General features: G+C 66.8%; 15 protein-coding genes. 2 read left to right on the forward strand and 13 right to left on the reverse strand.

The features are described 5' to 3' along the window. Positions 1–131 precede the first annotated feature (131 nt). From GV161_RS31230 to GV161_RS24510, 7 genes are all read right to left on the reverse strand, one after another. Positions 132–812, reverse strand: a complete 681-nt coding sequence (locus GV161_RS31230; protein WP_244624061.1) for a response regulator transcription factor — start codon at positions 810–812, stop codon at positions 132–134. Between the two features lie 255 nt (positions 813–1,067). Further along, entirely contained in the window at positions 1,068–1,727 is a 660-nt protein-coding gene (locus GV161_RS24485; protein ID WP_244624062.1) for a response regulator transcription factor, read from the reverse strand. Next, positions 1,724–2,905, reverse strand: coding sequence for an ATP-binding protein (locus GV161_RS24490; RefSeq protein WP_152014522.1), 1,182 nt, complete (start codon positions 2,903–2,905; stop codon positions 1,724–1,726). Before GV161_RS24490 ends, GV161_RS24485 begins: the two co-directional genes overlap by 4 nt. After that, positions 2,880–3,434, reverse strand: coding sequence for a methanogen output domain 1-containing protein (locus GV161_RS24495; protein ID WP_152014523.1), 555 nt, complete (start codon positions 3,432–3,434; stop codon positions 2,880–2,882). Before GV161_RS24495 ends, GV161_RS24490 begins: the two co-directional genes overlap by 26 nt. Before the next feature lie 970 nt (positions 3,435–4,404). Continuing rightward, complete coding sequence (locus tag GV161_RS24500) at positions 4,405–5,283, reverse strand: glycosyltransferase family 2 protein (RefSeq protein WP_244624063.1); 879 nt, start codon at positions 5,281–5,283, stop codon at positions 4,405–4,407. Then, positions 5,280–5,936 carry a class I SAM-dependent methyltransferase gene (locus GV161_RS24505; protein WP_152014525.1) on the reverse strand — a complete coding sequence of 219 codons (657 nt, stop codon included), beginning with the start codon at positions 5,934–5,936 and terminating at the stop codon, positions 5,280–5,282. The genes GV161_RS24500 and GV161_RS24505 overlap by 4 nt, the downstream gene beginning before the upstream one ends. 88 nt (positions 5,937–6,024) lie before the next feature. Continuing rightward, positions 6,025–8,865, reverse strand: a complete 2,841-nt coding sequence (locus GV161_RS24510; protein ID WP_159650395.1) for a right-handed parallel beta-helix repeat-containing protein — start codon at positions 8,863–8,865, stop codon at positions 6,025–6,027. A 276-nt stretch (positions 8,866–9,141) separates the two neighbouring features. Here GV161_RS24510 and GV161_RS24515 point away from each other — a divergent pair, with 276 nt between their 5' ends. Both GV161_RS24515 and GV161_RS24520 read left to right on the forward strand, forming a co-directional pair. Continuing rightward, positions 9,142–10,542, forward strand: coding sequence for a lipopolysaccharide biosynthesis protein (locus tag GV161_RS24515; protein WP_152014527.1), 1,401 nt, complete (start codon positions 9,142–9,144; stop codon positions 10,540–10,542). Continuing rightward, positions 10,539–11,237 (forward strand): 4'-phosphopantetheinyl transferase superfamily protein, encoded by a 699-nt coding sequence (locus GV161_RS24520; protein WP_152014528.1) that lies wholly within the window; start codon positions 10,539–10,541, stop codon positions 11,235–11,237. The genes GV161_RS24515 and GV161_RS24520 overlap by 4 nt, the downstream gene beginning before the upstream one ends. A 25-nt stretch (positions 11,238–11,262) precedes the next feature. Here GV161_RS24520 and GV161_RS24525 read toward each other — a convergent pair whose 3' ends face one another. From GV161_RS24525 to GV161_RS24550, 6 genes are all read right to left on the reverse strand, one after another. Next, complete coding sequence (locus tag GV161_RS24525) at positions 11,263–13,518, reverse strand: condensation domain-containing protein (protein WP_152014529.1); 2,256 nt, start codon at positions 13,516–13,518, stop codon at positions 11,263–11,265. A gap of 6 nt (positions 13,519–13,524) precedes the next feature. Next, positions 13,525–21,489 carry a non-ribosomal peptide synthetase/type I polyketide synthase gene (locus tag GV161_RS24530; protein ID WP_152014530.1) on the reverse strand — a complete coding sequence of 2,655 codons (7,965 nt, stop codon included), beginning with the start codon at positions 21,487–21,489 and terminating at the stop codon, positions 13,525–13,527. Then, complete coding sequence (locus tag GV161_RS24535; protein ID WP_159650396.1) at positions 21,482–23,479, reverse strand: amino acid adenylation domain-containing protein; 1,998 nt, start codon at positions 23,477–23,479, stop codon at positions 21,482–21,484. The genes GV161_RS24530 and GV161_RS24535 overlap by 8 nt, the downstream gene beginning before the upstream one ends. 168 nt (positions 23,480–23,647) lie before the next feature. Then, positions 23,648–24,505 carry a methyltransferase, TIGR04325 family gene (locus GV161_RS24540; protein WP_152014532.1) on the reverse strand — a complete coding sequence of 286 codons (858 nt, stop codon included), beginning with the start codon at positions 24,503–24,505 and terminating at the stop codon, positions 23,648–23,650. Between the two features lie 3 nt (positions 24,506–24,508). After that, positions 24,509–24,943 carry a hypothetical protein gene (locus GV161_RS24545; protein WP_152014533.1) on the reverse strand — a complete coding sequence of 145 codons (435 nt, stop codon included), beginning with the start codon at positions 24,941–24,943 and terminating at the stop codon, positions 24,509–24,511. A 145-nt stretch (positions 24,944–25,088) separates the two neighbouring features. Further along, positions 25,089–26,315, reverse strand: coding sequence for a polysaccharide biosynthesis/export family protein (locus GV161_RS24550; protein WP_159650397.1), 1,227 nt, complete (start codon positions 26,313–26,315; stop codon positions 25,089–25,091). Positions 26,316–26,457 lie beyond the last annotated feature (142 nt).

Raw genomic sequence — 26,457 nt, forward strand, 5'->3', positions numbered from 1 at the left:
AAATCCTTACACGCGACCTGCGACAAAGCGTCCGATTTCACCAGCTTGGCTTGCAATTTGGGAGAGAGATTGTCTTCAGGTTGCCGTAGAGGAAGGCGGTCGATGCTCGGCCGCTTTCTACGCGAGCCGCTTCAGCCGGTCGGGTCGGTCTTGAGGATGCGGATCAGATCCTTGGCGAGCACGGCCGCCTCGGTGCGATTGCGGACGTTGAGCGTCCGCATCAGTGCCGAGACGTGGATCTTGGCCGTCGGCTCCGCGATATGGAGGGCCTGGGCGATCTCCCGGTTCGAGAGCCCGTCCGCCAGCAGCGCCAAGACGTCCCGCTGCCGGCGCGTCAGCCCGAACGGATCCTGCTGCGAGCTGCTCCGGCGCTGCGGCGCCTCGCGAGAGCGGTAGGCCTCGGCGGCGGAGCCGAACGGGGTGAGGCCGCGGGGCACCGCGAGGCGACCGGCGAGAACCTCCTGGACCGCCTCGATGATCTCGTCGTCCCGCTGCAGCTTCGAGATGAAGCCGTGGAACCCCTCCGCGATGTAATGGAGGACCTGATCGAAGGTGCCGTTACCCGAGATGACGACGTAGCGTGTCGTCGGGGAGGCTCGCTTGAAATCCCAGATGATCGCCGGATCGGTGGATCCCGTCAGGCCAAGGCTGACCAGCACGAGATGGATCGGCTGTTCCTCCATCAGGTTACGCATCAGGCCGTCGAAGTCTTCGGCTTCGAGAAGCTCGGCCTCTGGCAAGGCGGCCTGCAGGATCGTGCGCAGGCCCGTGCGGTAGAGCGCATGTTCGTCGGCAACGAGAATCCTTGCCATGGTCGTGCCGCCGCTCTGGTCGCTTTTTCGGTGGGGATGCGGCCGTGATGTCGGGCTCCGCCGGTCGAAGGCGGTTCTCGAGCGCAGGCCCCTATCCCCGGTCTGTCGTAGCGGGAACGGCTCTTCAAGTCGCGACGCTCTTCGGGGGATGCCGTTGCAGGGGCGTGGCCATTATTGTGTCAGTCACGCCAAGCTGAGTACTCCGCACAGGAGCAAGTCTGGCAGTTCAACGCGCCAACGGCTTAGTCAGTATCGTCAGACGTCGAGAATCCAGCCATGGCTGGCGCCGTATCTGATGATGTCGAGACGTGAGTGCAGCATCAGCTTCTTGCAGGCCCTGTAGCGGTAGGTCTCGACCGATTTGATGCCGAGGCCCACGCGTCGGGCGATCTCCTTGTTGGAGTGACCGACCGCAGCCAGGCGCAGGACCTGCATCTCGCGATAGGTCAGCGTGTCGCTCGCGGTCGCCGTGCTCACGCCGGCCGCCGGACACAGCTTGCGAATCCATTCCGAGCGGAAATCCTCCAGCTCGGAATCGATGTAGACCCCGCCGCTCAGGACCGTCCTCAGCGCCTGGGCCACCTTGTCGCCCGCCGATGCCTTGAGGACGTAGCCGCGAATGCCGGCCCTCAGCGCCTTCTGGACATAGCTCGGCTCTTCGTAGTGGGTCAGCATGACGATCAGGGTGTCGGGCAGTTCTTCGAGGATGCGCTCGGCCAGCGTCAGGCCGCTCATGCCGGGAAGCCCCATGTCGAGAACCGCGAGGTCCGGGCGCTGTCCACGGACGAGCGCGAGCGCCTCCGCCGCGCAACTCGCCTGTCCCACCAGCTCGAAATCCGGCAGGCCGAGCACGAGGGCCTTCAGTCCGGCCAGAACGACCGGGTGGTCGTCGACCAGGATGATCCGCGTCGTCACGAGGGGACGCTCCGCGGCGCGACGCCGGTCAGGGGAGCGACCGCGGTGACGATCGTGCCCTTGCCGCAGCGTGGCCCGATACCCAGCGTCCCGCCGAGATCCGCCATGCGCTGGCGCATGCCATGAAGCCCGATGCCGGTGTGGATGCCATCTCCCGGCCGCTCGGGCTGGCTTCGAAGCCCGGCGCCGTCGTCGGCTATGGTCAGCGAGACAGACGTGCTTGCGAAGTCCAGGACGACATCGAGCTTTCGCGCGCCGAGTGCGTGTTTGAGAGTGTTCGTCAGCGCCTCCTGCGCCACCCGGTAGAGTGCGTCCTCGATGACGGCAGGCATCGGGTCGGGCTCGGGCCCCTTCTTCCTGAAGCAGAGATTGAGCCGCCCATCCGCGGCGAACGAGGTCGCCATGGCCTCGATGGCACGGCTGAAGCCGAGCTCCTCGACGATGCGGGGGCGGCCGCTGATGACGGCATGGTGGATCTTTCGCCCGACCCCGGCGACATGCTCGACGATCTCTTCGATGCGCCGTTTCGCCAGTCCCTTCGTGCTCTCCTGCAAGACTCTCAGCTCGACGAGGACCTGGGCCATCTCTTGCCCGGCATGGTCGTGCAGGTCCCGTGCAATGCGCTCGCGCTCGTCGGTCCGGATGTGGTTGAGCTCGTCCTGGAGTTGATGCGTCCGAGCCTCCACGACCCGCAGCGCCTCGGCGACGAAGCAGTATTGCTCGACCAGCCGGAGGCGGTCGCTGCGCAACTCGTCGAATTGCTGCATGGCAAGGCGACGCTGCCGCTCGGCCGTCAAGCGTCTCAATCGCTCCGCAACTGCCGAGAACCGCGGATCGAGCAGGGGAAAGAACCGCAGGAGGAGCGTCGCCGGCTGGCTCTTGCGCCGCGGGACCAGGACATTGCCGAAGCAGCGGTAATCGCCGGCGCCATCTGAGCCAGTGAAGCTGACCCTTTCGATCAGGGGCTGGCGCGAGCCCGAGCAGGCGAGGAGATAAGTCCGCAAGGCATCGACCCGGCTCGCGCAGATATCGAGCAGCGACGTGGCTGCGTGGCCAGGGGCAAGCAGCTGGCTTGCGGCGCGATTGAGCGCGCGGATGCTTCCGTCGGTCAGGGCGACGACCGATGGCTCGAGATAGACCTCGAGATCCAGCTCATGCCGAAGCTGCAGATGCATCATCTCGGAAATATTCCCTCGTCCCCGGGCCAGGCTCCATCCGCTTCAGATGGAGGACCACACGGCATCCAGCAGCCCCTGAGGCAATCGTCTCCTCCAGATCGACCGCGGCGTATCCGACTGCGTTGGCGGTCAGGCGGCCGAAGATGTTCGATGTCAGCATGCACAGTGAGGGATGGTTCGTTGCCGCCCGACCGAGCGGGCACGAGCAATTGCTGAACACGACCCGGTCTTCGTCCTGCTCGACGATCGAGAATGCACCGCCGGCGCGGTTTTTCAGGTCGATCAGGATCTCGAGCAGTTGATCGCGGTTGAGGCGCTGGACTCCAAGTGCCGTCTTGTACTGTTTCTCGATATCGGTGCCCAGGCGCGCGGCGATGCCGCTGACATAGGCGCAGGCGTCTTCGACCCCTGCGATGCTTTCCAGCAGCTCGGCCATGTCGGCCACCAGGATATTGAAAAGACCATGATGGTCGAAGTCGATCTCGAGAGCGCCGATACTCGGCGAAATATTGGAGACGGATGGAGTCACGCTCGCTAGCCCCCTGAATTGACAGATGTCCCAGGTGAATATGTTTCGCACGCAGCTCTGTACGAGACAGCTGATTCGCTTGGGAAGTTAGAACAATCGCCTTTCTCCGATGGCATTCGGGAAAGAATAGTTCAGAAACTTATCTCTTGGATCAGAGATGTGTTTCTTGGTATGTTTCTCTTTTTACGTCGAGAAATCGTTTTAAGAGCAATGTTTCTCGTGAAAAACTGAAATAGAGTTCAAAATAAAAGATATTCCGAAATTATAATTATAAAACGAGTTCCATTTCCAAAAGCATAAAATATCGAAATAAATCGTTCTCTTGAGATGGCTCTGCTCAAATTCTGCCGAGAGTTTTATGTTGGATATGCCGATAAAAAAACACAGGAGGTCAGCGGCCAGTAAGGCGTCAATAGAACGGATCGTGCGAGCCATCTCGGCTCGGAGTGCTTATCTTCAGGGTGATAATAGCACATTATCGGCGTTTGTCTGCCCTGAATCGAGGATGTATTTCCAAAACGTTTTTTTTGAATTGTGAATTCTAACATAAGTTGTATCGTCGATTTTGTTTCGAGTTTTAGAGAGCTGTTGTTGCCGCCCCTTGGGTCGAATAGATAAAGAAATAGGAAAATATTATCCAAATATATATGCTATTTTAATATTTGAAATAAGATTCAAACAATTTGCAGGTGAATGTTTGTGGCGATAAATAAGCTTAGATTCTATAATAGATGATAGTTCTGACTAGATGTGGCTAAATTTTGTTCATCTAAAATGATTCGTATCTGTGCGAATGATGGCGGGCCGCCAAATCATCCTCCTGGTAAGAATTTCGTGATCGATGCGTCCACACGCGCGATTCCGCGGCGAAAGTGGCACGCAAGGCATCGGCTTGCTCGGTTGCCGCTAGGTCAATGTTGATGGCTGTTCACATTTGTCAAGATCTTGGCCGCAACAGAGTTCCGTTGCGTCATTTGGCCGGCAGATTCGGCAGGCGAATGTGCCGAGGACGAGGCTGCGAGATCAGCTTGCGAAAGCGTCGCCAGGCGAAGGGCAGGAAGCTCTGCTCGGCATGATCGGGCGGCGTGCGCAGCAGCAGATCGGGGTCGATCAGCATCGCTCCGCCGGTCAGAGCGGCGAGGCGGCGATTGAAGACGAGGTGCTCGCAGATGGCGGGGCCCGCCTGACGATAGCTGCCGAGACGATACGTCTCGGCGCGATAGAGGCACAGGCCGTTGAAGGTCGAGGCGCAGGCGATCTCGCGATCGGAGGTAAGGGCGCGCTGGTGCGGATAGATGCGTGAGCGGAAGAAGCGGTAGTATCTGACGATGTCGGAGCGGTTTCCCGCGAGTTCATCGAGCAGTGTCGTGAAGGATCTGTGCTCGTCTTCGTAGGCCAGGAGATCGTAATAATGTGGGCGCGAGCTCGCCGACACTCCGAAGACACCCGGCCGATCCAGTTTCGCGGCAGCGGCGAGCAGCGCCGGGATCGGGGGCGGCATGGCGATGACGTTGTCGATGTCGAGCACACAGACGAAGCGGGGCTCGAGGCCCGATGCTTCGAGCTCGCTCTTGAGCCGCTCCCGGCCGAGCGCCATCCGCCTCAGCCGCTCCGGCTCGCTTGCCATGAACGCGGTCGGGACGAGGATGATCTCCCCGCGCATCTGGGCCTGCTCGAGCAACGCCTGCGTTCCGTCATGCGAGCCATTTTCCCCGACGAAGGCGGCAACACTCGAGCCGTTGCGCCGCAGCGTTTGCAGTAGCTCCAGGAAAGGCGGGATCGTGGCGGCACAATCCTTGGCCAGGGCCAGGAAGGCGAAATCCGGCCGGATGTCACCCGCCTGTCTCACCTTGCGGGAGCCCTGATGGCGATCAGCGATTTCGGCAGGAACAGGACGTTCTCGGTCAGGATTTCCGCGTCCGGAAAGAGCTCGGCGAGCTGGGCCCGGTCGAGCATCGTGGTGCCTTCGACGATCTGCATCGCCTGGTCGAGGGAGGCGGCTTTCGCGTAGAAGCCGCGGGCCTTGTTCGACACCATCCGCCGCTGCAGCGGCTGCGGCAGCCAGTGCATGATCGGCGCATTGCTGTGCGGATCGAGCGGAAACCAGAAGTTCGGCGTCTGCACGTAGTAGTTCGGTGCCAGCCGTCTGATTTCAGCCGCAACGCGCTTCATGTCGGCCCAGCGGCCGACATGCTCGATCAGCGAATTGGAGTGGACGAAGTCGAAGCTCTGGTCGCCGAACGCATTGACGTCGCGCGCGTCGCCCTGGACGACATGGAAGCGCGGATCGGGCGAGGGGGGCTTGGCTTCGATGTTCAGGAGCGAGATCTCCACCCCCGAAGGCGGCAGGTCGAACTGCCAGTAATCGGCGTCTCCTCCGAGGTCGAGGATGCGGCAGGAGCCCCGCTTCTCGATCACCGCGTCGATGATCGGGCGGACGTAGGTCTTGAACCGTTCCTCGCGGAACTGGGAACGGCGGAACGAGCGCGGAATCATGTTCATGAGCTCTTCGCCTCGCGATGACGTGCGGTTCCCGTGCGCGATCCTAGCGCCGGGCGTTCAGTTGGCAGCTTGGTCCGACGACTGAACGCTAGGGTTTCTGGACTAAGCCGTTCTGGGCAGGCGGACCCTGGTCGGCCCGGATGATCCGGCCGTTCGCTTCCTGGCCGAGATCGCGGAATTGTTCGTAGGACACCGGCTCTCCGCCCCAGATGAAGAGCGGGGCATTGGTCGGTCCGCTTAGCACATAGGTGTTGCGGTCGAAGCGGTTGCCACCTGTTTCGATGATCCCGAAGTTCGGATTGGAATCGGGAACGTCGCTTGCTCCACCGGACAGGCCGGAGTTTCCGTCGTAGGCGATTTCGTTGTCGTGCACGGAGTTGCGCGCCGTCAGGTAGAACAGCTTCTTTTGGCCGTCCTTCAACCTGGGTTGATCGAGCCGCTCACGGCCCTGGTCGACGATGACGATGCCGGTGCCGCCGGAAGCTACGGTGACCTTGTTGCCGTAGACGCTCACGCCTTCGGACGCGGCGATCTGGATGCCGGCGCCCCAGATCCAGGCGCTGCCCTGCTGGCCGCCGCGTCCGGTCCCGTTCAGGCGAACCGTATTGTTGCGGATGATGGCGTCGAAGCTGATCTCGTAGAAGATTCCGGCGTCAGAATTACGCTCGACGAGGTTGTTCTCGAACAGGACGTTGCGGCAGTCGACATCGCACCAGAGTCCCGAGCCATAATTGTCGTGCACATGGTTGCCGCGCAGCGTCAGGCGCTCGACCTTGCCGGCCTTGACGCCGCCGGCCTCCCAGGCGGCGTCGAAGCCGTAGATGTTGTTCTCGTAGATCTCATTGTCTTCGATCACGACATCGCTGCCATTGGGCGAGATCCCGAGCTGGCCGTTGTGATGCACCTTGTTGCGGCGCACGACGCTCCTCTCGCCGGTCGCGATGCCCGCGCCGCTGTTGAAGCGCACCTCGTTGTCCTCGATCAGCCAGTCGGTAGCGCGTGCGTTCTCGTCGCCGAAGATCGCACCCTGCTGGGCGGGTGTCGCATATTTCTCGACGACCAGGCCTTTGACGGTGACGCCGCGTGCGCCTCGATTGTTGAAAGCATAGAGTACGCGCGTCCGCTCCAGGGTCCGGCCGCGCGGGTCGTCCGCGAGATAGCTCAGCCCTGTCGCGGCATCGGAATAGACGCGGCCCGGCTGCAGCTCGGCACGGTCGGAGACCGGCTCCAGCGGTTGGCCATCGAGAAAGAAGCGTCGCGGATCGTTGCAGCGGGCGCGATTGGGCAGGCAGGAGCCGAACGGCTTGATCCCGAACTGGGGCATGGCGGTCACCCAGAAGGCGTCCTTCCGGCTGATATCGGTGATCAGTTCGGCGCCGTTCAGGACGGCGCCGGGCTGACCGATGAAGGTCTGCCGGTCCTTTGGCGAGACCAACTGGCCCCGATGAGTGCCGGCTGCGATGCAGAATGTTGTGCCCGGTGCAGCCTTGTCGACGAGCGCCTGGATGGATGCGCCGACCGGAACCAGGATCGAACCGGATGGGCAATGCGTATTTTCGGCAGCTTCGGAGCGCGAGCTGCCCAGCAATGTCATCGCTCCGAGAAGAGCTGCACCGGCGATGTGCGCGCCGCCGCGCGTGGCGCGACCGAAGCGGACCGGCGGCTCGACGATGTGCCAGGCGCGGTAGACCATAAGCGAGCCGAAGCCGATTCCGAACAGGATCCAGAAGGGGATGCCGAGCATCGGTCCCTCGAGCGCGACGTCGAAGGAGGCGTCGATAACGATCGAGGCGAGGTAGCAGACCAGGAAGACGAAATAGCGCGCCCAGTCGAGGTCGCCGCGCCGCCAGGCGAGATGGGCAGCGCGCAGCAGCGCGATCGTCCAGCTGCCGATGGTCAGGAGCCAGAGGGCGAGGCCGGGCACGCCGCCCCGGGCGAGATAGGTCATGTGCACGCTGTGAGGGCTGCGCACGGTCGGTCCGCCGCGTTCGAGGCCGACGACGAAGCCGTCCGCCTCCGCCAGGTTCATGCCGAAGCCCTTGCCGGTCCAGAAATAGGGGCCGTGGACAGTGTAGTTGCGGATCGCCTGCCACCAGCCCAGCCGCCATTGCTTGGTCCCGTCGAGATTGTTGGCCTCGCTCGATCCGGCGACGCTGGCGAGGTTCTCGACCACGGCGGCCGCGCTGATCGGTCGCTCGCCACGCGGCAGGTCGATCTCGAGATCGGCGGCGGCAGCCAGGAGCATCACGACCGTGAGGGCGGCGGTGATGGCGGCGAAGCGGCCGATCTGGCCGGTCAGGATCATGGCCAGAACCAGGGGGAGCAGCAGGGCTAGCATGCCGCCGCGGCTCTGGCTGGCGATGAGCAGGGCCGCGCCGAGCGCGACGACGAGCCAGGTCCGGCTGACCTTGCACAGCCCCACCAGGACGAGCACGAGCGCACCGCAGAGATGCGCGGCGAGTTCGCCGGAGCGCACCGAGATGATCTCGACATTCTGGCCCGGGAGCTTCGGGATCGAGGCGAAGAAGAACCGCGCGATCAGGTAGAGGACGATCGCGATCGGGATCAGCACCCGCGCATGGATCCGGAAATAGCCCATGATCTGGGCGATGCGGATCGGACGCTCCACGATCAGTGCTGCGACGATGAAGGCGAAGCCGCCATAGAGCGCGACCGCGCCGTCGCGCAGCGCGTCGACCCCGTAGGCGCCAACGCCTTGCAGCGTCCGCAGCAGGACCCAGCCCATCAGCAGGGCCGCGCTGAGCGCCGGCACGGTTGTGAGCAGCGTCGTGGTGCAGCCCGAGGCGAGGAAGGCGAGCAGGCCGAGTGCGAACAGCATCTCGCCGACGAAGAGCGGTGGCAGGCCGAGATAGGCGAAGCTCTTGCCGAGAACGACATAGCCGGCAAAGCCGAACGCCAGGATCGGCAAATAGCGATCGGTCGCTCGCCGGTCACTCGCGGCGCCAGCCGGTGCTCGTGGCATTCCCTTCACGGTCGACCCTTGCTCTGCGCGGCGGCTGCCGTCCCGGGAGGAGCGTAACTCCCGGCCGGGCCGAAGCAGGCTGGGCATCCGAGGTAGCCATGCCGGCGAGACAACTGGCCCACCTTCCTTCTGGGCAGTCCCTATGCCCAGCGCCGTCAGGATGAGGGCGACGCTAGACTTCGCCCGAGAAGATGCGATCGGACAATCGTCAGCGGAGGCCCGATGACGTTCAGCGCGGGCAAGATGGGTGGGTATTTCGGCCGGGCGCGGCTCGAGCCGGGTCGTATCGGCTCAGATCAGCGCAGGCCGGGCAAGATATCCGAGGGCATGAGGGCACGCCTGCGGGCAATGCGTGATCCGGCGTTGTCCTTTACCGACCAGGCGCTGTCGAGCGCCTGCAATTTCCTGACGACCATCCTGCTCGCCCGCGCGCTCGGGCTCGAAGCCTTCGGGGTCTACACGATGGTCTGGCTCGCGCTCTATCTGGCGATGAGCCTTCAGCTCGGCCTGATCGTCAGCCCGATGATGAGCATCGGCACGAAGGAGCAGGGGGCTGAGGCCGAGGCCTACTACACGATCGTCTTCCTGCATCAGGCCGGTTACGTCGTCGTCGCGACCGCCGCGATCTTCGCCGCCCTGGTCTTCGCGGCAGGCGCGGACTCAGCGCTGGCCGATGCCGCGCTGCCGGGCACGATGGCGGCAGCCTCCTATCTGACGCAGGATTTCCTGCGCCGTTACCTGTTCGCCCGCCGGCGGCCCGCCGGAATCCTGCTGATCGACGCGATCAACCAGCTCCTCAAGCTCGGCGCGCTCGCAGCGCTCTGGCAGACGGGGATGCTCGATGTCGCGAATGCGCTATGGGCTGTTGCCGGCGCTGCCACCGTCTCGACGCTGTGCGGATTGAGCATGTCGGGACCGCTGCTGTGGCGCCGGCAGATCCTGACCAGCGTTACCGTGCGGCAATGGCGCTCGGCGCGCTGGCTCGTCCTGACCGGCTCGGTGCAATGGGTGCTGAGCTATAGCGGGCTCCTGGTGACGGCTGGCCTGTTCGGGCCGAAGGTGCTCGGTGCGCTGCGGGCGGCGCAGAGCCTGCTCGCCGTGCTCAACGTGGTGCGCGAGGCGCTGGAGAACATCGTGCCGCCGATGGCCGGGAAGGCCTTTGCCGAGGGCGGCATGCAAGGTCTCCACCGAACGCTCGGCCGCGCCATGCTGTTCGCCGGCGTCGTCGGGGCCGCGACGGTTCTCGGTCTCGGCCTGTTCGGTCCCTGGCTGCTGCACCAGCTCTATGGCGGCGAGATCCTCGAATTCGACTGGGTGATCATCTGGTACGCCTTCGCCTTCCCGATGGCGCTGACGAGCCTGGTCCTCGGTTGCGCCTTCCGAGCGCTGGAGCGCACGCGGCCGGTCTTCCTCGCATCGCTCGTCGGAGGTTGCTTCAGCCTGCTGACGGTCTATCCGGCGGCGGCGACCTTCGGCGTGGCTGGGCTGATCGCGGTGACCCTCCTCTCGGAACTCGCCGCACTTGTCGTCCTGGTGATGCTCGCGCTGCGGGTTCCGGGCCTGCTCGCCCGCCCGCCGGCTGTGCCGGTCAGCGGCCGCATGATGACGGCGCCCTCGCCATGATGCAGCTGCCACCCTCCCAGGTGCATCTCTGGTGCTGTCGTGTCGATCTGCATCCGATGGAGGCGGCCGAGCGTCGTGCAATCCTGTCGGACGAGGAGCGCGCCCGCGCCGACCGGTTTCATGATGCGAAGGCGCGGGTCGCTTTCGTCGTGGCGCGCAACTGGCTGCGGCGTGTCCTGGCGCTCTACGTCCCGATTCCGCCGCCCCGGCTGCGCTTCGGCGAAACGGCGTTCGGCAAGCCGTTTCTTGTGAACGAGCACAGCGGGCGCCCGATCGCGTTCAATCTCAGCCATTCCGGCGAGCTTGCGATCGTCGCGGTCGCCGAGGGCATGCCGGTCGGCGTCGATATCGAGCGGATCAGGCCGGTTTCGGCCGATCTCCTGGCGGGATGTCTCGCGCCGCGGGAGTTCGCCATGCTCGCGGCTCTGACGCCCGAGCTGCGCGAGGAATCCTTCATCCGCTGCTGGACGCGCAAGGAGGCCTGCCTGAAGGCGATCGGCGTCGGCCTCAACGGCTCGCCATCGAGCTTCGAAGTCTCGCTCGATCCGTTCAGGGCGCGGCTTCTGACGGTGGAATCCGACCCGGCCGAGGCCGATCTCTGGCAGCTCGCCGATCTGGAGCCGGCGCCCGGCTATTGCGGCACGCTGGCCGCGCGCCATCGCGGCTGGTCCCCGGTCTGGATGGCCCGGCCTTGATCCTCGCCGACCAAAGGCGCCGCGATCAGCCCCGGCTCCGCCCTGTGATCTCGATGATGTGTTCGGCCATGGTCCGCGATCCGGCTTCGGAGAAGGCGCCTTCATGGCCTTCGCCGTCGACCGAGACGCAGGGTGTGCCCGGCACGAGATGGCCGGCCCAGCCCAGCGTCGCATCCGGCGGCCAGCCGGCCGGGATTGCGCCGCTCCGGAAGACCAGGACACGCCCGTCATAGTTCGGCAACGCATAGCGCTGGACCAGCGCCTCGAGCTCGTCGGTCGTCCGCCAGAAATCGGCCTCGTCGGCGGCTTCCTCGGCCGGGCGCCAGAAGATCAGGCGCTTCGCCTGCCTGACGGCGGCGGTCGATTGCAGCCAGAACGACATCCGCGTCACGAAGCTGCGTGGCCCGCCCTGCCAGAAGCGCCGGGCGAAGCGGCCCGCGCGCTTCAAGCGGAACCACAGGCGCGCGCCATAGGGCTGCCGCAGGAAGTAGCCGGGCGCCCAGCAGTCGATCAGCATCACCAGATCGACCTGCCTGCCGCTCGCTACCAGCTGCTTTGCGACCTCCACGGTGATCACGCCGGAGCGGCAGAAGCCTGCGAGCCGATATCGGCCGTCCGGCTCCGTCGCGATGATCGCCTCGCAATAGGCCGCGGCGAGTTGTTCGATCGAGCTCGGCGCTGCGCCGTTCACTAGCGGGTCTAGCAATTGCAGCGCGGCGAAAGGCTGGTCGGGGCCGAGTTCCTGCGCCAGCGGCCGATACAGGCGCAGATTATGGGCGGTGTGGTTGAGCGCGAACAAGGTCGGCTGCGTGCCGCCTTTTTGCAGCCACGTCCGGCGCAGGCCCGTCACGTCGATCACCGGCGGCAATGCCGGCGTCGCCGGCAGCCAGAGCGGCGATGCGATCGGCAGGGAGGTCGGTGCCGGGCGCGGCAGATGTGCGGCCGGATTGGCGGCGAGCGTCTCCGCCAGGCTCTCGAACTGCGCCACCAGCTCGCTTGCGGTCGCCTCGTCATAGAGGTCGAGATGATACTCGCAGGTCAGGCGCCAGCCTTCCTCGCGCTCGACCAGGATGAAGTTCAGGTCGTAGAGCGCGCCCGGCAAAGGCGATGGAATCCCCGACAGCTGGAAGCTGTCATTGGCGAGCTCGCCGATGAAGGCGCGCTGGACGATGAAGTTGACTGAGATCGGCGGCCGGCCGGTGTCGCGATGGCTTGGCAGCAGTCCCGTGAGCCTGTCGAACGGCCATTGGTGATGATCGACCGCGTCCTCGAAGGTGTCGCGCGCGGCCTGACAGAGATCGAGAAAGCTCTGCTCGTCGGAAACCTTTGTCCGCAGCACGAGCGTGTTGACGAACGGGCCGACGATCGCCTCCAGCTCGACATCGTCCCGGTTCGCCATCTGCGTGCTCAGCACGAGGTCGCAGGCGCCGGTGCGTTGCCGGAGCAAGGTCAGGAGAACGGCGTAAGCGACTGAAAAGAAGGTCGTACCTTCCTTGCGTGCCAGATCGGCGAGGTTCGCGGTCAGGCGGCGGGGAAGCAGCCGCGACAGCGAGGCGCCGTTTGTGCTCCGCGTCGCCGGCCGTGGACGATCGCCCGGCACCTCGACGGTGGGCAGCTCGGCGAGCTTGCGCTGCCAATAGGCTTCCTCGCGTGCAAGCGCGCCGCCTTCCATGCTGTCCTGGCTGCCTTCGGCGAAATCGGAATATTGCAGGGGAAGCTCGGAGAGGACCGGCTCGCGGCCACGGCCGAGCGCCTGATAGGCTGCGACGAAATCCTTGGCGATGAGACCCATCGACCAGCCGTCGCTGACGATGTGGTGGGCGACGACCAGGATCACCGCCTCGGCGCGGCTCTTGCGCAGCAGCGTCGCCCGCAGCAGCGGTGCTTCGCCGAGATCGAAGCGCGTGCAGGCTTCGCTCTGAGCAATGCGATCAGCCTCCCGGGCCCTGTCCGCCTCCGGCAGGCCGGAGAGATCGATCTCCGGCAGCTTGAAAGGAACCTGCTCGGCAATCGCCTGGACGGGCCGGCCATCCTCCAGCCGGATCGCGGTCCGCAGGGATTCATGGCGATCGAGGATCGCCTGGAACGCATCCTGCGCCAGGGATGCGTCCAGATGACCGCGAATCCGCCATTTCACGGCGATGTTGAGCGCTGGCGTGCCGGGATCCCTGGCGTCGATCTCCCAATAGCGCTGCTGCGCAGATGAGCACCTGGCCGTCATCACGATGTGCTCTGGCTCGCGCAATTGCGGCTCCGGCTCGCGGGTGAACTGGTTTGCCATGATCGCTCACCCTCTCTCGCGCTGCGAGACGGCGCTTGGCTCGTTCGGCTGCTGCGCACCGTCGCGCGGGCGTCGCCATGGCCGCTTCCAGAACGTCGCGGCAGGCGCGGTGGCTTCGGCGGCGGGCTCATCGGGAAGCGCGGCTGCGACGGCGGCGATCGTCCGGTTCCGGAAGAAATCCCGGGCCGCGACCTTGAGGCCTTCGCGGCGGGCACGGCTGGTGATCTGGAAGATGCTGAGGGAATCGGCGCCGAGGTCGAAGAGGTCGTCGTGGACGTCGATGTCCTCGCGCCGCAGCACCTCGCTCCAGATGCGGATCAGCGTGTCCTCGACAGGGGTCCGCGGCGCAGCTGCGTCGGCCGTCTTTTCGGCCCTGGGCGCTGTGCTCTGGGCATCCGGCGCCGGCAGCGCGGCGCGATCGAGCTTGCCGCTCTGATTCAGAGGCAAGGCCGGCAGGCCGACCCAGGCGGTCGGGACCATGTAGTCCGGCAGGTCCTGCGCCAGCGCCGCCCGCAATTCGGCCGGCGGCGGGCTGTCCGCGCTGGTGACGTAGTAGCAGACCAGGCGCGGCTCGCCCGGCACGTCCTCGCGCAGGATCACGGCCGAGACGATGCCGGCCTTGCGGGCGAGGACGGCCTCGATCTCGCCAGGCTCGATGCGGAAGCCGCGCAGCTTCACCTGATGGTCGAGCCGCCCGAGATGCACGATACGGCCGTCGGGGAGATATTTGGCACGGTCGCCAGTGCGGTAGGCCCGGGCGCTGGTGCCGGGATCGACCGGGTTGGCGATGAAGCTCCTGGCGGTGAGTTTGGGATTGTTGGCGTAGCCGCGCGCCAGGCCCGTACCGGCGATCAGCAGCTCTCCGGGGATGCCGACGCCGACAGGCTCGTTGTTGCCGTCGACGATGTAGAACTGCGTGTTGGCGATCGGCAGGCCGATCGTGACGACCTCGTCCTCCGGCTGGATGCGGGCGACCGAGGACCAGATCGTCGTCTCGGTCGGCCCGTACATGTTCCAGAGCTCGCCGCCGCCTTCGAGCAGCTTGCGGGCGAGGTCGAGCGACAGCGCTTCGCCGCCGCAGAGCATGCGCAGGCCCGGCCGTGAGCGGAAACCGGCTTCAAGCAGCAGGCGCCAGGTCATCGGCGTCGCCTGCAGCACGTTGGCGCCGCTCTGCTGCAGCCGTGCCAGTAGCTCGGCGCCGTCCTTGGCTTCGTCAGCGGTCGCGATCGCGACCCGGCCGCCCTGGATCAGCGGCAGCAGCAGTTCGAGCGCGGCGATGTCGAAGGTCACCGTCGTGACGGCGAGCATCGTGTCCGAGCTGGCGAAGCCGGGCTCGCGCGCCATCGCGAAGAGCAGGTTCGACAGCCCGCCATGGCTGACCTCGACGCCCTTCGGCGCCCCGGTCGAGCCGGAGGTGTAGATCACATAGGCGAGCTGATCGGGCCCGATCGCCGCCGTTCTGATCCCGGCGAGGTTCGCCGTGGTCCGGTCGACATCGATCAGCATGACGCTCTCATCTGGCTCGACGATCGCCGGGTCGAGCGGACCCGCGGTCAAAAGTGCGACGGCCTCTGAATCCCGCAGGATCCGCTGGATGCGCGCCTTCGGCATGACGGGATCGAGCGGCACATAGGGGAAGCCGGCCTTGAGCGCGCCGAGCATGCCGGCGATCAGCGCCGGCGAGCGTTCGATTAACAAGCCGATGCGGCTTTCGGGAGCGTCGACGCGCGCCGTCAGCTCGGCCGCGATCCGGTCGGCCCAGGCATTCAGGGCGGCATAGGAGAGCTGCTGCTCGCCGCAGGAGACGGCGATAGCCTCGGGCTGCTGCTGGACCTGGCGTTCGAAGGCCTGGATCGTGCCGTCGTCGCCCTGCAGCGCGACCTGCGTGTCGTTGATCTCGGAGACGAGGCGCTGGCGCTCGTCGCCCTCGATCAGCGGCATCGCCGAGATGACCATGTCGGAATTGGCGACGAAGGCCGCGAGCAGCGTCCGGTAGTGGCCGAGCCAGCGGTCGATCGTCGCCGCGTCGAAGAGATCGGCGCCATAGCAACAGTCGATGCGCAAGCCGTCGTCGGATTCGCCGATGTTGAAATAGAGATCGAAGGTGGAGAAGGCCTTGGGGTTCGGCTCTACACCGGCTTTGACACCGGCACCGAAATCGAGATTGCCCGCCAGCCGCTCGAGATTGAACTGCACCTCGACCAGCGGCAGCCGCCCGGACACCGGCGGGACGCGCAGTCGCTTCAGCAGGGCGCCGAGCGTGAAGCTCTGATGGTCATAGGCGTCGAGGACGAGGCGTCCGACCTTGTCGAGATGGGCCGAGAACGGCTCGGCCGGATCGATGCCGCTGCGGATCGGCAAGAAGTTGACGCAATGGCCGACGGGCGAGGGGCCGTCGAGCTGCGATTGCCCGGCGGCGGGTACGCCGATGACGAGGTCTCGCTGGCCGGAGAGCCGCAGCAGCAGCGCCTGGAAGCTGGCGAAGAGCGTGGCGAAGAGCGTCCGCCGGCGCTTAGCGCCCGCTGCCTTCACCTTGCGATAGAGCTCGGCCTCGATGAAGCTGGTGCGTGTGCCGCCATTGAAGCTGCGCGGCGCCTGCCGTGGCCGGTCGGTTGGCAGTTCGAGCGGGGCGGGAAGCTCCGCGAACATCTTGGTCCAGTAGGCCGCAGCCTCTTCCGTGCGCGGATCCTGCCGCGTTTGCGAGGCGTAGTCCGTGAAGGGCATTGCTGCCGGCAGCGCGTCGATGCCGGAGCGATAAGCCGTTGCGATCTCGTCGAGCAGGATGTTGGTCGACCAGCCGTCGCAGACGATGTGATGCGCCGACAGGATCAGCACATGCTTCTGCTCGCCGAGCCGGATGATCTCGGCTTCGGCCACCGGCCCTTGCACGAGATCGTATGGGCGGCTGGCATAAGCTTGGATCCTGGCCTGCAGCGCGGCCTGCGGGTCGGTCTCGCCGCGCAGGTCGCTGATCGCGACCGGCAACGTCCCCGAGGACGAAACCTGCATCATCTCGCCATCGGGCGAGAAGCGCGCATTGAGGATCGCGTGCCGGCACGCGACCTGCCTGACCGTTTCGGCGAGGCGCAGTGCATCGACGTCACCGTCGAGCGTCAGGCTGATGGATTCGTTGAAAGCGGCGCTGGCCTCGGGACCGGTCTGGTCCGACAGCCAGATCTCGGTCTGGGCCTCGGTCAGCGGAAGCTCGATCTCCGATGTCGGGGCGGGCATGTCCGGCGGCAGGCTTTCGGCGGCCGTTCCGGGCAGCATTCCGTCCCGGCGCATCAAAGCAAGGCTGTCCTCGAAGGCGGCGACGATCGCCGCGATCTCGGCGTCGCCGTGCTGGGTCGTCAGGAAGCAGGGATAGTGTTCCTGGATGAAGATGCCGCGGGCACGCAGATGATAGTGCAGCAGGCTGCCGAGGCGGTGATCACGGCCCGGCTCGAAATAGGCGACGCTGCCATAGCTCTCGATCGGCACGTCCCAGCCGACCCTCGCGAAGGCGCGCCGCAGCGCCTCGACGAGGCCCTGCATGCGCTGCGTCAGCGCCTCGGTCAGCGCCGGCCCGTTCTCCTTGATATGCCGGAGCACGGCGACCGTCGCCGCCAGCGCCAGTGGATGCCTGACGAAAGTCCCGGCGAAGAAGGTGACGCCGACCTCGGGGACGCTGTCGTCGCCGAAGCGCCAGGCGCCGCCATCGAGCGCGTCCATGAAACGCGGCGTGCCGGCCAGCAGGCCGACCGGCAGGCCACCGCCGACGACTTTGCCATAGGTCGCAAGGTCCGGCTTGATGCCGAGCAGGGCCTGCACGCCGGCCGGATGGACGCGGAAGCCGGTGACGACCTCATCGAGCACCAGCGCGGTACCAGCCTTCTCGGTAATGGCGCGCAATTCCTTGAGGAAGGCGACGGGGAGATAGCCCGGCCGCCGGCTCTGCACCGGCTCGACCAGCACCGCAGCGAGCTCATGCGCATGCTCGCGCAGCCAGGCGAGGCTCTCATCTGTGCCGTAGTCCAGGATGGTCATGCGCCCGACGGCGTCCGCCGGAATGCCGGGAGCTGCCGGCACCGAACGGTGCTGCTCGCCGACGCCGCGGACCAGGACTTCGTCGAACTGGCCGTGATAAGCACCTGAGAATGCAACGATCCTGTCACGACCGGTGACAGTGCGGGCGACCCGCATCGCCGCCATCACCGCTTCGGAGCCGGTATTGCAGAAGGCGACGCGGGCATGGCCGGTCAGTTCGCAGAACAGCGTCGAGGCTTCATGCGCGAGCGGCGATTGCGGCCCGATGGCGAAGCCGTCGGTCAGCTGTGCCTGAACCGCCTCGACGACGAAATCGGGCGCATGGCCGAATGCGGTCTGGCCGTAGCCGTTGACGAGATCGACATAGGCGTTGCCGTCGACATCCCAGATTCTGGCGCCCTTCGCCCGTGCGGAGACGATCGGGTAGACCATTTCCTTCCAGTCGGCGGCGAAGCCGGAGACGGTGCGAGGATCGGCCAGGACCGGGCGGTGCTGGTCGGCGAGCCGCTTCGAGGTCGCGGTCTTGCCGACATAAAGCTTCGTCAGTCGGGCGATATGGGCGCGTTGCGTCTCGGTGAGCGCTTCGTTGCCCGTGCGGATCAACGGCTTGAAGCGTGCCGTCGAACCGGCCGTGCCGCTCGCGGCCGGGGAAGCCGGGGCTGGCTGAAGCAGCGTGGCCGCCTGCGGCTGCGGGGCGGTGGAGGGCTGCAAGGCGGGCGCTACGGCTGCGATGGCCGGCGCTGCCGCTTGGCCGCTCAAGGTCTGGAGTTGGCGCTCCATCAGGCGCGACATCACGTCGAGCTGCTCGCGCATCAGCGCGTCTAGGCCCGAGGCGGCCGGCCGCTCAGCCATGATGGCGGGAGCCGTCGCCACGACGGCAGGAGCAGCAGAGAGAGGTGTGGCCGGTGCAGCGGCTTGCACTGCAACAGCCGGCTTCGCCATTTCCTGCGGGCAAAGCTCGGCGATATGGCGCGTGACGTCGTCGACGCTCGGCAGATCGTCGAGCAACTGGCGGAAGCGAATCTGGACGCCGAAGGCCGTCTGCAGGCCCTGTGCGGCCTGCGTCAGCAGGAGTGAGTCGAAGCCGAGCTCGAGGAAGCTCGCGCCCGTCTCGTCCGCGCCGAAGGGCCGCCCGGAAAGGTTCTCGAAGATCGCTGCGACCCGGCCGCCGAGCTCCGAACGGCCCAGGGGGATGTCGGTGTCCGCGGAGGTAGCCATGGCCGGTTCCTGCTCGGGTTGAGTGGGAGGTGTTTGAACGGGCGCAGCCGCGGGCGCGGCCATTGTCTGGGAGGCCGAGGCGGCCGGCGCTTCGACCCAGTGCCGGCTGCGCTCGAACGGATAGGTCGGCAGCGAGACGCGCTTCGGCTTGCCGGCAGCCTGATAGGCCGACCAGTCGGGCACGATCCCGGCGGTCCAGAGGCGGCCGAGCGCGGCGGCGAGCATGGCTTCGGCATCGCCTTGCGCATCGGGCAGGCAGGAGATGGCGGCCCGGCCCGCACCAGCACCTTGCAATGCGAAACTGGCCAGTGCGGCGCCGGGTCCCACTTCGAGCAGGATGGGCGAGAGGCTGCGCACGAGCGTCGCGATGCCATCGGCAAAGCGCACGGGCTCGCGCGCATGCCGCGCCCAATAGGAGGGGTCGGTGGTCTGTTCGGCGCTGACCCAGTCGCCGGTCACGCCGGAGATGTACGGCAGCTCCGGCGCATTGAGGCGAATGGCCGCGACCGCCTCGGTGAAGGGCGCGACCAGCGGGTCGATCATGCCGGAGTGGAAGGCATGCGAGGTCTGCAGGCGGCGATGCGTCGCCCCGCGCTGCGCGAGCTCCGCTTCCAGCGCCTCGATTGCCTCGAACGGCCCGGCGAGCACGCCCATGCCGGGCGCGTTGATCGCCGCCATGCTGACATTGCCCTGCGCCAGCGCCGCAATCTCGGCGTCGGGCAGGCGCACGGCCAGCATCGCACCGCCGGGCAGCTCCTGCATCATCCGGCCGCGCCTGGCAACGAGCGAGAGCGCATCCTCCAGCGAGAAGACGCTGGCGATGCAGGCGGCGGCGAACTCGCCGACGCTGTGGCCGATCATGGCGGAGGGCTGCAGGCCCCAGCTCATCAAAAGCTGCGCCAGGGCGTATTCGACCGTGAAGATCGCCGGCTGGGCGAGCAGCGTCGCCGAGAGCCGCTCCGGATCGCCGCCATTGCTCGGATAGAGCAGGCTGCGCAAGTCGAGCCCGAGCTCGGGCTTGAGCAATTCGCAGCACAGGTCGACCGTCCGGCGGAAGACCGGCTCGCCGGCATAGAGCTCCCGCGCCATCTGCGGATATTGCGAGCCCTGTCCGGGAAACATGAAGACGAGATCGCCGACGCCGGTCACGGCCGTGGCGCGCTCGGTGTTCTGCTTGCGCAGGGCCGCGGCAGCTTCGGCGTGATTGTCGGCGACCACGGCGAGGCGGTGCGGGAAGGAACGCCGTCCCGCCTGCAAAGTGAAGGCGATGTCGGCGAGGTTCTGCTCGGGGTGCGCTTCGACATGCTCCGCCAGCCTGTCCCGCACCCTGCCGAGCGCCGCTGTGCTGCGGGCCGAGAGCGTCAGGAGCTGGTTACGGCGGGCCGGCGCCACGGGCTCAGTTGCAGGTGCTTGCTCCAGCACGAGATGCACATTGGTGCCGCCGAACCCGAAGGCGCTGACGCCGGCGCGGCGCGGCCCGTCCTGACCGGCCCATTCCTGGCGGTGGTCGGCGATAAAGAACGGGCTGTCGGGCAACTCCAGCGCCGGGTTCGGCTGCGTGACGTGCAGGCTCGCCGGCAGCATCCCGTTCTTCACCGCGAGCGCGGTCTTGATCAGCCCGGTGACGCCGGCCGCGGCGTCGAGATGGCCGACATTGGATTTGACCGAGCCGAGCGCGCAGAAGCCGCGGTCCTCGGTCGTCAGCCGGAAGGCGGCGGTGAGGCCGGCGACCTCGATCGGGTCGCCCATCGGCGTGCCGGTGCCGTGGCACTCGACATAGCCGATCGAGCGCGCATCGACATCGGCGGCGGCATGCGCCATGGCGATTGCCGCGGCCTGGCCGTCGACGCTCGGCGCGGTGAAGCCGACCTTGCCTGCGCCGTCATTGTTGACGCCGACACCGCGAATGACGGCGTAGATCTGGTCGCGATCCGCAACCGCATCCTCCAGCCGCTTCAGGACGACGAGGCCGGCGCCGCTGCCGAAGATCGTTCCGTTGGCGCCGGCGTCGAAGGGGCGGCAATGGCCGTCCGTCGAGACGATGCCGCCCTCCTGGGCGAGATAGCCGCGTCGCTGCGGGAAGGTGATCGAGACGCCGCCCGCCAGGGCCATGTCGCAGCCATGGCAGAGCAGGTTCTGCACGGCCTGGGCGACCGCCAAGAGCGAGGTCGAACAGGCAGACTGGACGGCAACGCAGGGGCCGGTGAGGCCGAGCTTGTAACCGATCCGCGTCGCGGTGAAATCCGCGGCCGAACCGACCAGCAGCGGCAGGTTGCCGATCTGGAAGCCTGAGGTGTAGTCGGCGATCGCCGAGCGGTCGTGCAGCAGGTTCTGCAGCAGATAGGTGCTGGAGGTGGCGCCGGCGAAGACGCCGATGCAGTGGCCGGGCGCCGCGGGGTCGTAGCCGGCATCCTCGAGCGCTTCCCAGGCGCATTCCAGCAGCAGGCGCTGCTGCGGATCGGTGAGCGCGGCCTCGCGCGGCATCATGCCGAAGAAGGGTGCATCGAACTGGTCGATGCCGTCGAGCACGGGCTTCGCCGCAACGAAGTTCGGGAGCGCGCGTGTTGCCGCGTCGAAGCCATCCTCGAGCGCGGCGGGATCGAACCTCGTGATCGACTCCACACCGTCCAGCAGGTTCTGCCAGAGCGTGCCGACGGTCGGTGCGCCGGGGAAGCGGCCGGCCAGGCCGATGATCGCGACGGCGCGCTCGGGGAGGGGATCAGTCATGCGAGCCGCCTATCGACGTGCTTTCAGGGAAGGATGCGGGCAGGCCGCGCGAGCGCAGGCCGCGTTCGCGTGCCGCGGCGAGGCTGCCGAGCACGCTCGGCTTCTGCGGCGTCAGATGGCCGGCCAGCGCCCGCACATTCGGGTAACGGTAGAGGTCGACCAGGGCGAACCAGGGCAGATCCCGGACGAGGCGCCGGTGCAATTCGGCGACGAGCAGGGAATTGCCGCCGAGATCGAAGAAATTGTCGTCGATGCCGACGATGTCGATCTGGAAGACATCGGCGACGGCATCGGCGAAGCGCCGCTCCATCGCATTGCGGGGCGCAGCATAGGGCGCTGCCGTCTCTGGCCGGGCGCGGCCGGGCGCCGGCAGCGCGACGCGGTCGAGCTTGCCGTTCACGGTCAGCGGGATATCAGGCACGAAGACGAACGCCGCGGGCACCATATGCGCCGGCAGGGTCTCGCCGAGATGGGCCTTCAGCGCTGCGGGGGAGGGACGCTCCGCGCCATCGGCCACGAGATAGCCGACGAGCCGCTCGTTCCCGTCGTCGGAGCGGAGCAGCACGGCGGCCTGCCTGATTCCGGGATGCGCCATCAGCGCCGTCTCGATCTCGCCGAGCTCGACGCGGAAGCCGCGGATCTTCACCTGCTGGTCCGCCCGCCCGAGATATTCGTAGTCGTCGTCCTCGACCTGCCGAGCAAGGTCACCCGAACGGTAGAGCCGGGCGCCGGGCTCCTCCGGATGCGGCACGAAGCGCGCGGCGTTGAGCTCGGGACGGTTGAGATAGCCGCGGGCGAGCCCGGCTCCCGCCACGAAGATCTCGCCGATCTCGCCCCGCGGCACCGGACGCATGGTCTCGCCGTCGAGCAGCAGGAGCTTGAGGTCCGGGATCGGCCGCCCGATCAGGCTCGACCGCTGTTCCGTATCTGTGGGCGAGAGGGGGCGATAGGTGACGTGCACCGTCGTCTCCGTGATCCCGTACATGTTGACGAGATGGGCATGCTCGCCGCGGCGCTGGTACCAGCCGGCGAGGCGGCGCGGATCGAGCGCTTCGCCGCCGAAGATCACCAGCCGCAGGGAGAGCTGGTCGCGTCCGCCGCGGTCATGATCGGCGCGGTCGAGGGCCGCGAAGGCCGACGGTGTCTGGTTGAGCACCGTGACGCCCTCGTCGGCGAGCAGCCGCAAAAAGGCGGCGGGGTCCCGCGTCGTGCTCTCCGGCACGATCACGAGACGCCCGCCGTGAAGCAGCGCCCCCCAGATCTCCCAGACCGAGAAGTCGAACGAGACGGAGTGGAACAGGGTCCAGACATCGCTGGGCCGGAAGCCGAACCAGCCATCCGTCGCACTGAACAGCCGCGTCACTGCGGCATGCTCGAGGGCGACGCCTTTCGGCTTGCCGGTCGAGCCGGAGGTGTAGATCACATAGGCGAGGTCGCTGGCCGCAGCCGCGCGCCGCGTCGGCGAAGCTGCCGCCCTGGCGTCTTCGGCCGGATGCGGATCGATCCGTTGCCGGCCGGGCGGCAGCCAGTCGGCGTGCTCGGAGGCGATGATGAGCGAGGCATCGGCATCCTCGACCATGAAGGCGAGGCGCTCGCCCGGATAGGCCGGGTCTAGCGGGAGATAGCCGGCGCCGCTCTTCAGGATCGCGACCAGCGCGATGATGAGGTCGAGCGAGCGCGGCAGGCAGAGCCCGACCATTGCGCCGGGGCCGGCGCCCATCGCGGTCAACTGCTCGGCCAGTCGTTCGGCGCGCGCATCAAGGTCCGCATAGGAGAGATGGGTCGCGCCGAAGGACAAGGCGACGGCGCGTGGCCGGGCCGCGACTTGCGCGGCGAAGAGGTCGACCAGGGTCGCTGGCGCGGTTCGCGGCGCCTCTCGCCGGGTGACTTGCGGGCGGGCGGCTCCAGCGAGATCGGGAGCGGCGGACGCCCGAGGCCGGCGACGACGCGGGGCCTGGCGGGCAGATTTCCTGTCGATGGTCTGTGTCATGCAGGGAAGGCTATGCGCCAAGCCCGCGCGACAACATTGGAGCAGGTGGAGTAACGCCATCTTCCCATGGGGTAGGCGCACCCGGCGCGGATGACACATGCCAAGCGCGCTCAGCCGGGCAAAGCATGCCCGAAAGGGCTGTGGATGCGGGGGCGTGGTTCGGGGACGTCAGGATCCTAGCCGGAAGTAGAGCCCCGAATAGGTCTCGACATGGCATTCCGGATGGAACGGCACGTCGAGGCTGCGTGGCTTCTCCCAGGAATCCACGAGCTCATAGCCGAGCGCGAGCAGGCCATCGATGAAGCCGGTGCGCGCCGGAACGCTGTAAGGACAGAACGAGACCTCGCCCGTTCGCGTGATCACCGACTGGATCGTCGCGAAGGAGTGCCGCGCGTGGAGCGGCGTGCGCTGGACGATCAGGTGCCGGGGGCGCTTCGGCCAGGCCTTCAGCCTCTCGTGCAGATAGTTCTCCGGCAGGTATTGCAGCGAGCCCGCTGCGAGCAGGATCTCCATGCCGCAGCCGTCGTCGGCGCTGTTGGTGAAGCGCAGGCGTGGCGTGGGCTGCCGTGCGGCGATCGCCTGTCCCGCCCGGGTGATGTGCGGCAGGTCGAAGACGGTCCAGCGGAAGTCATCGGGAAAGCCGAGATACCGGTCGTATTGGCGGAAGGCGTGCCCGACATAGCCGCCGAGATCGAGCAGCGTCCGGGCGCCTTCGTCGAGCGCGCCGCGCAGCCAGAACAGTACCGGATACTCGGTCGCCGGCATCGGCTCGATTCCGCCGGCCATGGTGGTGTAGTGGTCGATGTCCGCCATCGCGTCATGGTCGAAGCCGGACAGGCCGGTCGGCAAGGCACGCTCGGCCGCCTCGAAGCCGGCAAACCTGCCGCTGTAGCCGCAGTGATATTGGCCGGCGCGAAAGCGGGCCTCGTAGAGCTTCCGGCGGAACTGGGCGATGCCGGGCCAGTGCGCCGAGGCTGTGCGGGCGCTCAGGCGCAGGCTCTGTTTCCATGTGGCGCTGGCGGGCATCGTTCAGGCCTCGCCGGCGCGTTTCGCCTCGGGGCGAGGGCTCGGTTTCAGTAGCGGCGCCTTGCCGCGCGGCGAGACCTCGGCGGTGCCGGCCCGCTCGGGCCGCGGCGCGAAACCCAGCAGCCTGGCGGCAGGCGTGGCGAAAAGCACGGCCAGGACGAGCAGGAGCAGGGCGACGGTTGCCCGCAGGCGGGAAGGGGCCGGCGCGCTGTGCGAAGCGGGCGCGGAGGAGGTCGAGGATTGTGCCGCCTTGTTCGGAGTTGGCGCGGGCGGTGCCCGCCGGATGGGCGCACCGAACACGGCCTTGGTCAGCTCCGCGCCGCCTTCGTCGATAGCGAGCCAATGCTTCGCGAAGGCGGAGTTCCGGACCGCCGGAAGAAAGGGGGCGGTGCGTGCGCTGCTGCCATCGTCCCGGCTGTGCTTCTCCGAACTCGTCAAGAGTGCCTCCGTCCTGGCCGGGAGAGGGCTTGCTCTCCCCGTCGTCTTGAGATCGCCCGATCATTGAACTGGATCGCGCTCGGCCACGTCGTCGACGACTGCCTTTTCAGGCATGGCGGCGCAGCCGGCGTGAGCCGTGACAGGGTCATTGCTGGCTGGCGAGGCCGGTGAGCTGGCGCACCGGCGTCTTTGCCGCCTCCCCTGGAAGGGAGCTCTCCGCAGCGCGCGTCTTCGGGGTCACCTGGACGATGTCGCCGGGTTGCAGGGTGGTTTCGAAATTCGCTTGGATCGTCACCGGCGTGAGGCCGGCCTGTCGCGTGATCCTGATGTCCCAATCCGCCGCCGTACCGGAGCCCTGGCTCGCCACAAGCCTGCGACGCCGGCTTTCAGCGATCTCGCGCGCGGTCGGCAGGCTGCGCTCGACCTCGAGGATCTTTTGCCGGGTGTCCTGCAGCTCGAGCACGACACGGCGCATATAGGTCGTGTCGAGCTCGCGCAGCCGCAGCGTCAGCTCGCCGAGCGCCGTCTCGCTCTTGGCCAGCTCCGCCCGCAGGCGCGCCGCTTCGCCCTGCGTGCGGGTATAGTCGCGCTCGCGCTCGACCTGGACGGTACGCAAGCCGTGGCCGGTCGTCGCCAGCTTGTTGTATTCGCTCGATTGCTCGCGCGTCAGCTCGACCTGCCGCTCGACCAGTCGAGCTTGCTCGGTCAGGGCGGCCTTTTCGGACTGGAGCCGCGCGACCTGCTGGCTCAGCAAATCGCGCTCGCCCTCGCGCGCCCGGCGCTGGAAGTCGAGGATCTCCTGTTCGCCGGCCAGAATCTGGACGCTGCCTGCGCTTCGTGCATCGGCCACGAGCTGCTTGACGCCGTCGCGCTCGGCTTCGAGGCGCTGGCGGCGTGCCGTCAACGTCTGGAGCGAGGCGGTGAGCAGCTGCTCGCGCTCGTCGGCGAGCAGGAGCTCGGATTTGAGGACGGCGATCGACTCGTCGCCCACCCGATAGCCGCCGGCCAGTGCGACCGCCGCGAGGACGTTGAGCCCGTGCCGGAAGGGATAGGTCCCCGGCGAGCGCACCTCGCCCATGATGTAGACCGGCTTCAGCTCGGCGATCCGCAGGCTGACCACGGCATCGCGCAGATAGCCGTCCATCAGCGCGCTGCGGATTCGCGCTTCCGCTTCCGACGCCGAGAGCCCGGCGATCCTGATCCGCCCGGCCAGCGGCATGTTGACCGCGCCAGAGCCGTCGAGGACGAAGTCGCCGGAGAGATCACTCTGCCCGAAGACCGAGATCGTGACCTTGTCGCCGATCGAGAGCGTGTCGGCTGCCTCGCGCTCGGCGGCCGAGACGGTCACGACCAGGATGAGTGCCCAAGCCACCAGCGCCAGGATGAGCGGCTGGAGCCAATGCCATCCCGATGGGACGGCGAGTGCCGCGGCGCGCGAGGCATGGTGAGGTTTCCGGGGGTGGATTGACGTGTCCAAAGCCGGCTCCGATCGTCGTGCCCGAAGAGGGGCGATG

Source organism: Bosea sp. 29B (genome assembly GCF_902506165.1).
Classification (GTDB): Bacteria; Pseudomonadota; Alphaproteobacteria; order Rhizobiales; family Beijerinckiaceae; genus Allobosea.

Bases quoted from the DNA above. Each gene is read 5' to 3' on its own strand.
- GV161_RS31230 (WP_244624061.1), bottom strand. From the start codon at position 812: ATGGCAAGGATTCTCGTTGCCGACGAACATGCGCTCTACCGCACGGGC.
- GV161_RS24490 (WP_152014522.1), bottom strand. From the start codon at position 2,905: ATGATGCATCTGCAGCTTCGGCATGAGCTGGATCTCGAGGTCTATCTC.
- GV161_RS24505 (WP_152014525.1), bottom strand. From the start codon at position 5,936: ATGAACATGATTCCGCGCTCGTTCCGCCGTTCCCAGTTCCGCGAGGAA.
- GV161_RS24515 (WP_152014527.1), top strand. From the start codon at position 9,142: ATGACGTTCAGCGCGGGCAAGATGGGTGGGTATTTCGGCCGGGCGCGG.
- GV161_RS24520 (WP_152014528.1), top strand. From the start codon at position 10,539: ATGATGCAGCTGCCACCCTCCCAGGTGCATCTCTGGTGCTGTCGTGTC.
- GV161_RS24525 (WP_152014529.1), bottom strand. From the start codon at position 13,518: ATGGCAAACCAGTTCACCCGCGAGCCGGAGCCGCAATTGCGCGAGCCA.
- GV161_RS24530 (WP_152014530.1), bottom strand. From the start codon at position 21,489: ATGACTGATCCCCTCCCCGAGCGCGCCGTCGCGATCATCGGCCTGGCC.
- GV161_RS24535 (WP_159650396.1), bottom strand. From the start codon at position 23,479: ATGACACAGACCATCGACAGGAAATCTGCCCGCCAGGCCCCGCGTCGT.
- GV161_RS24540 (WP_152014532.1), bottom strand. From the start codon at position 24,505: ATGCCCGCCAGCGCCACATGGAAACAGAGCCTGCGCCTGAGCGCCCGC.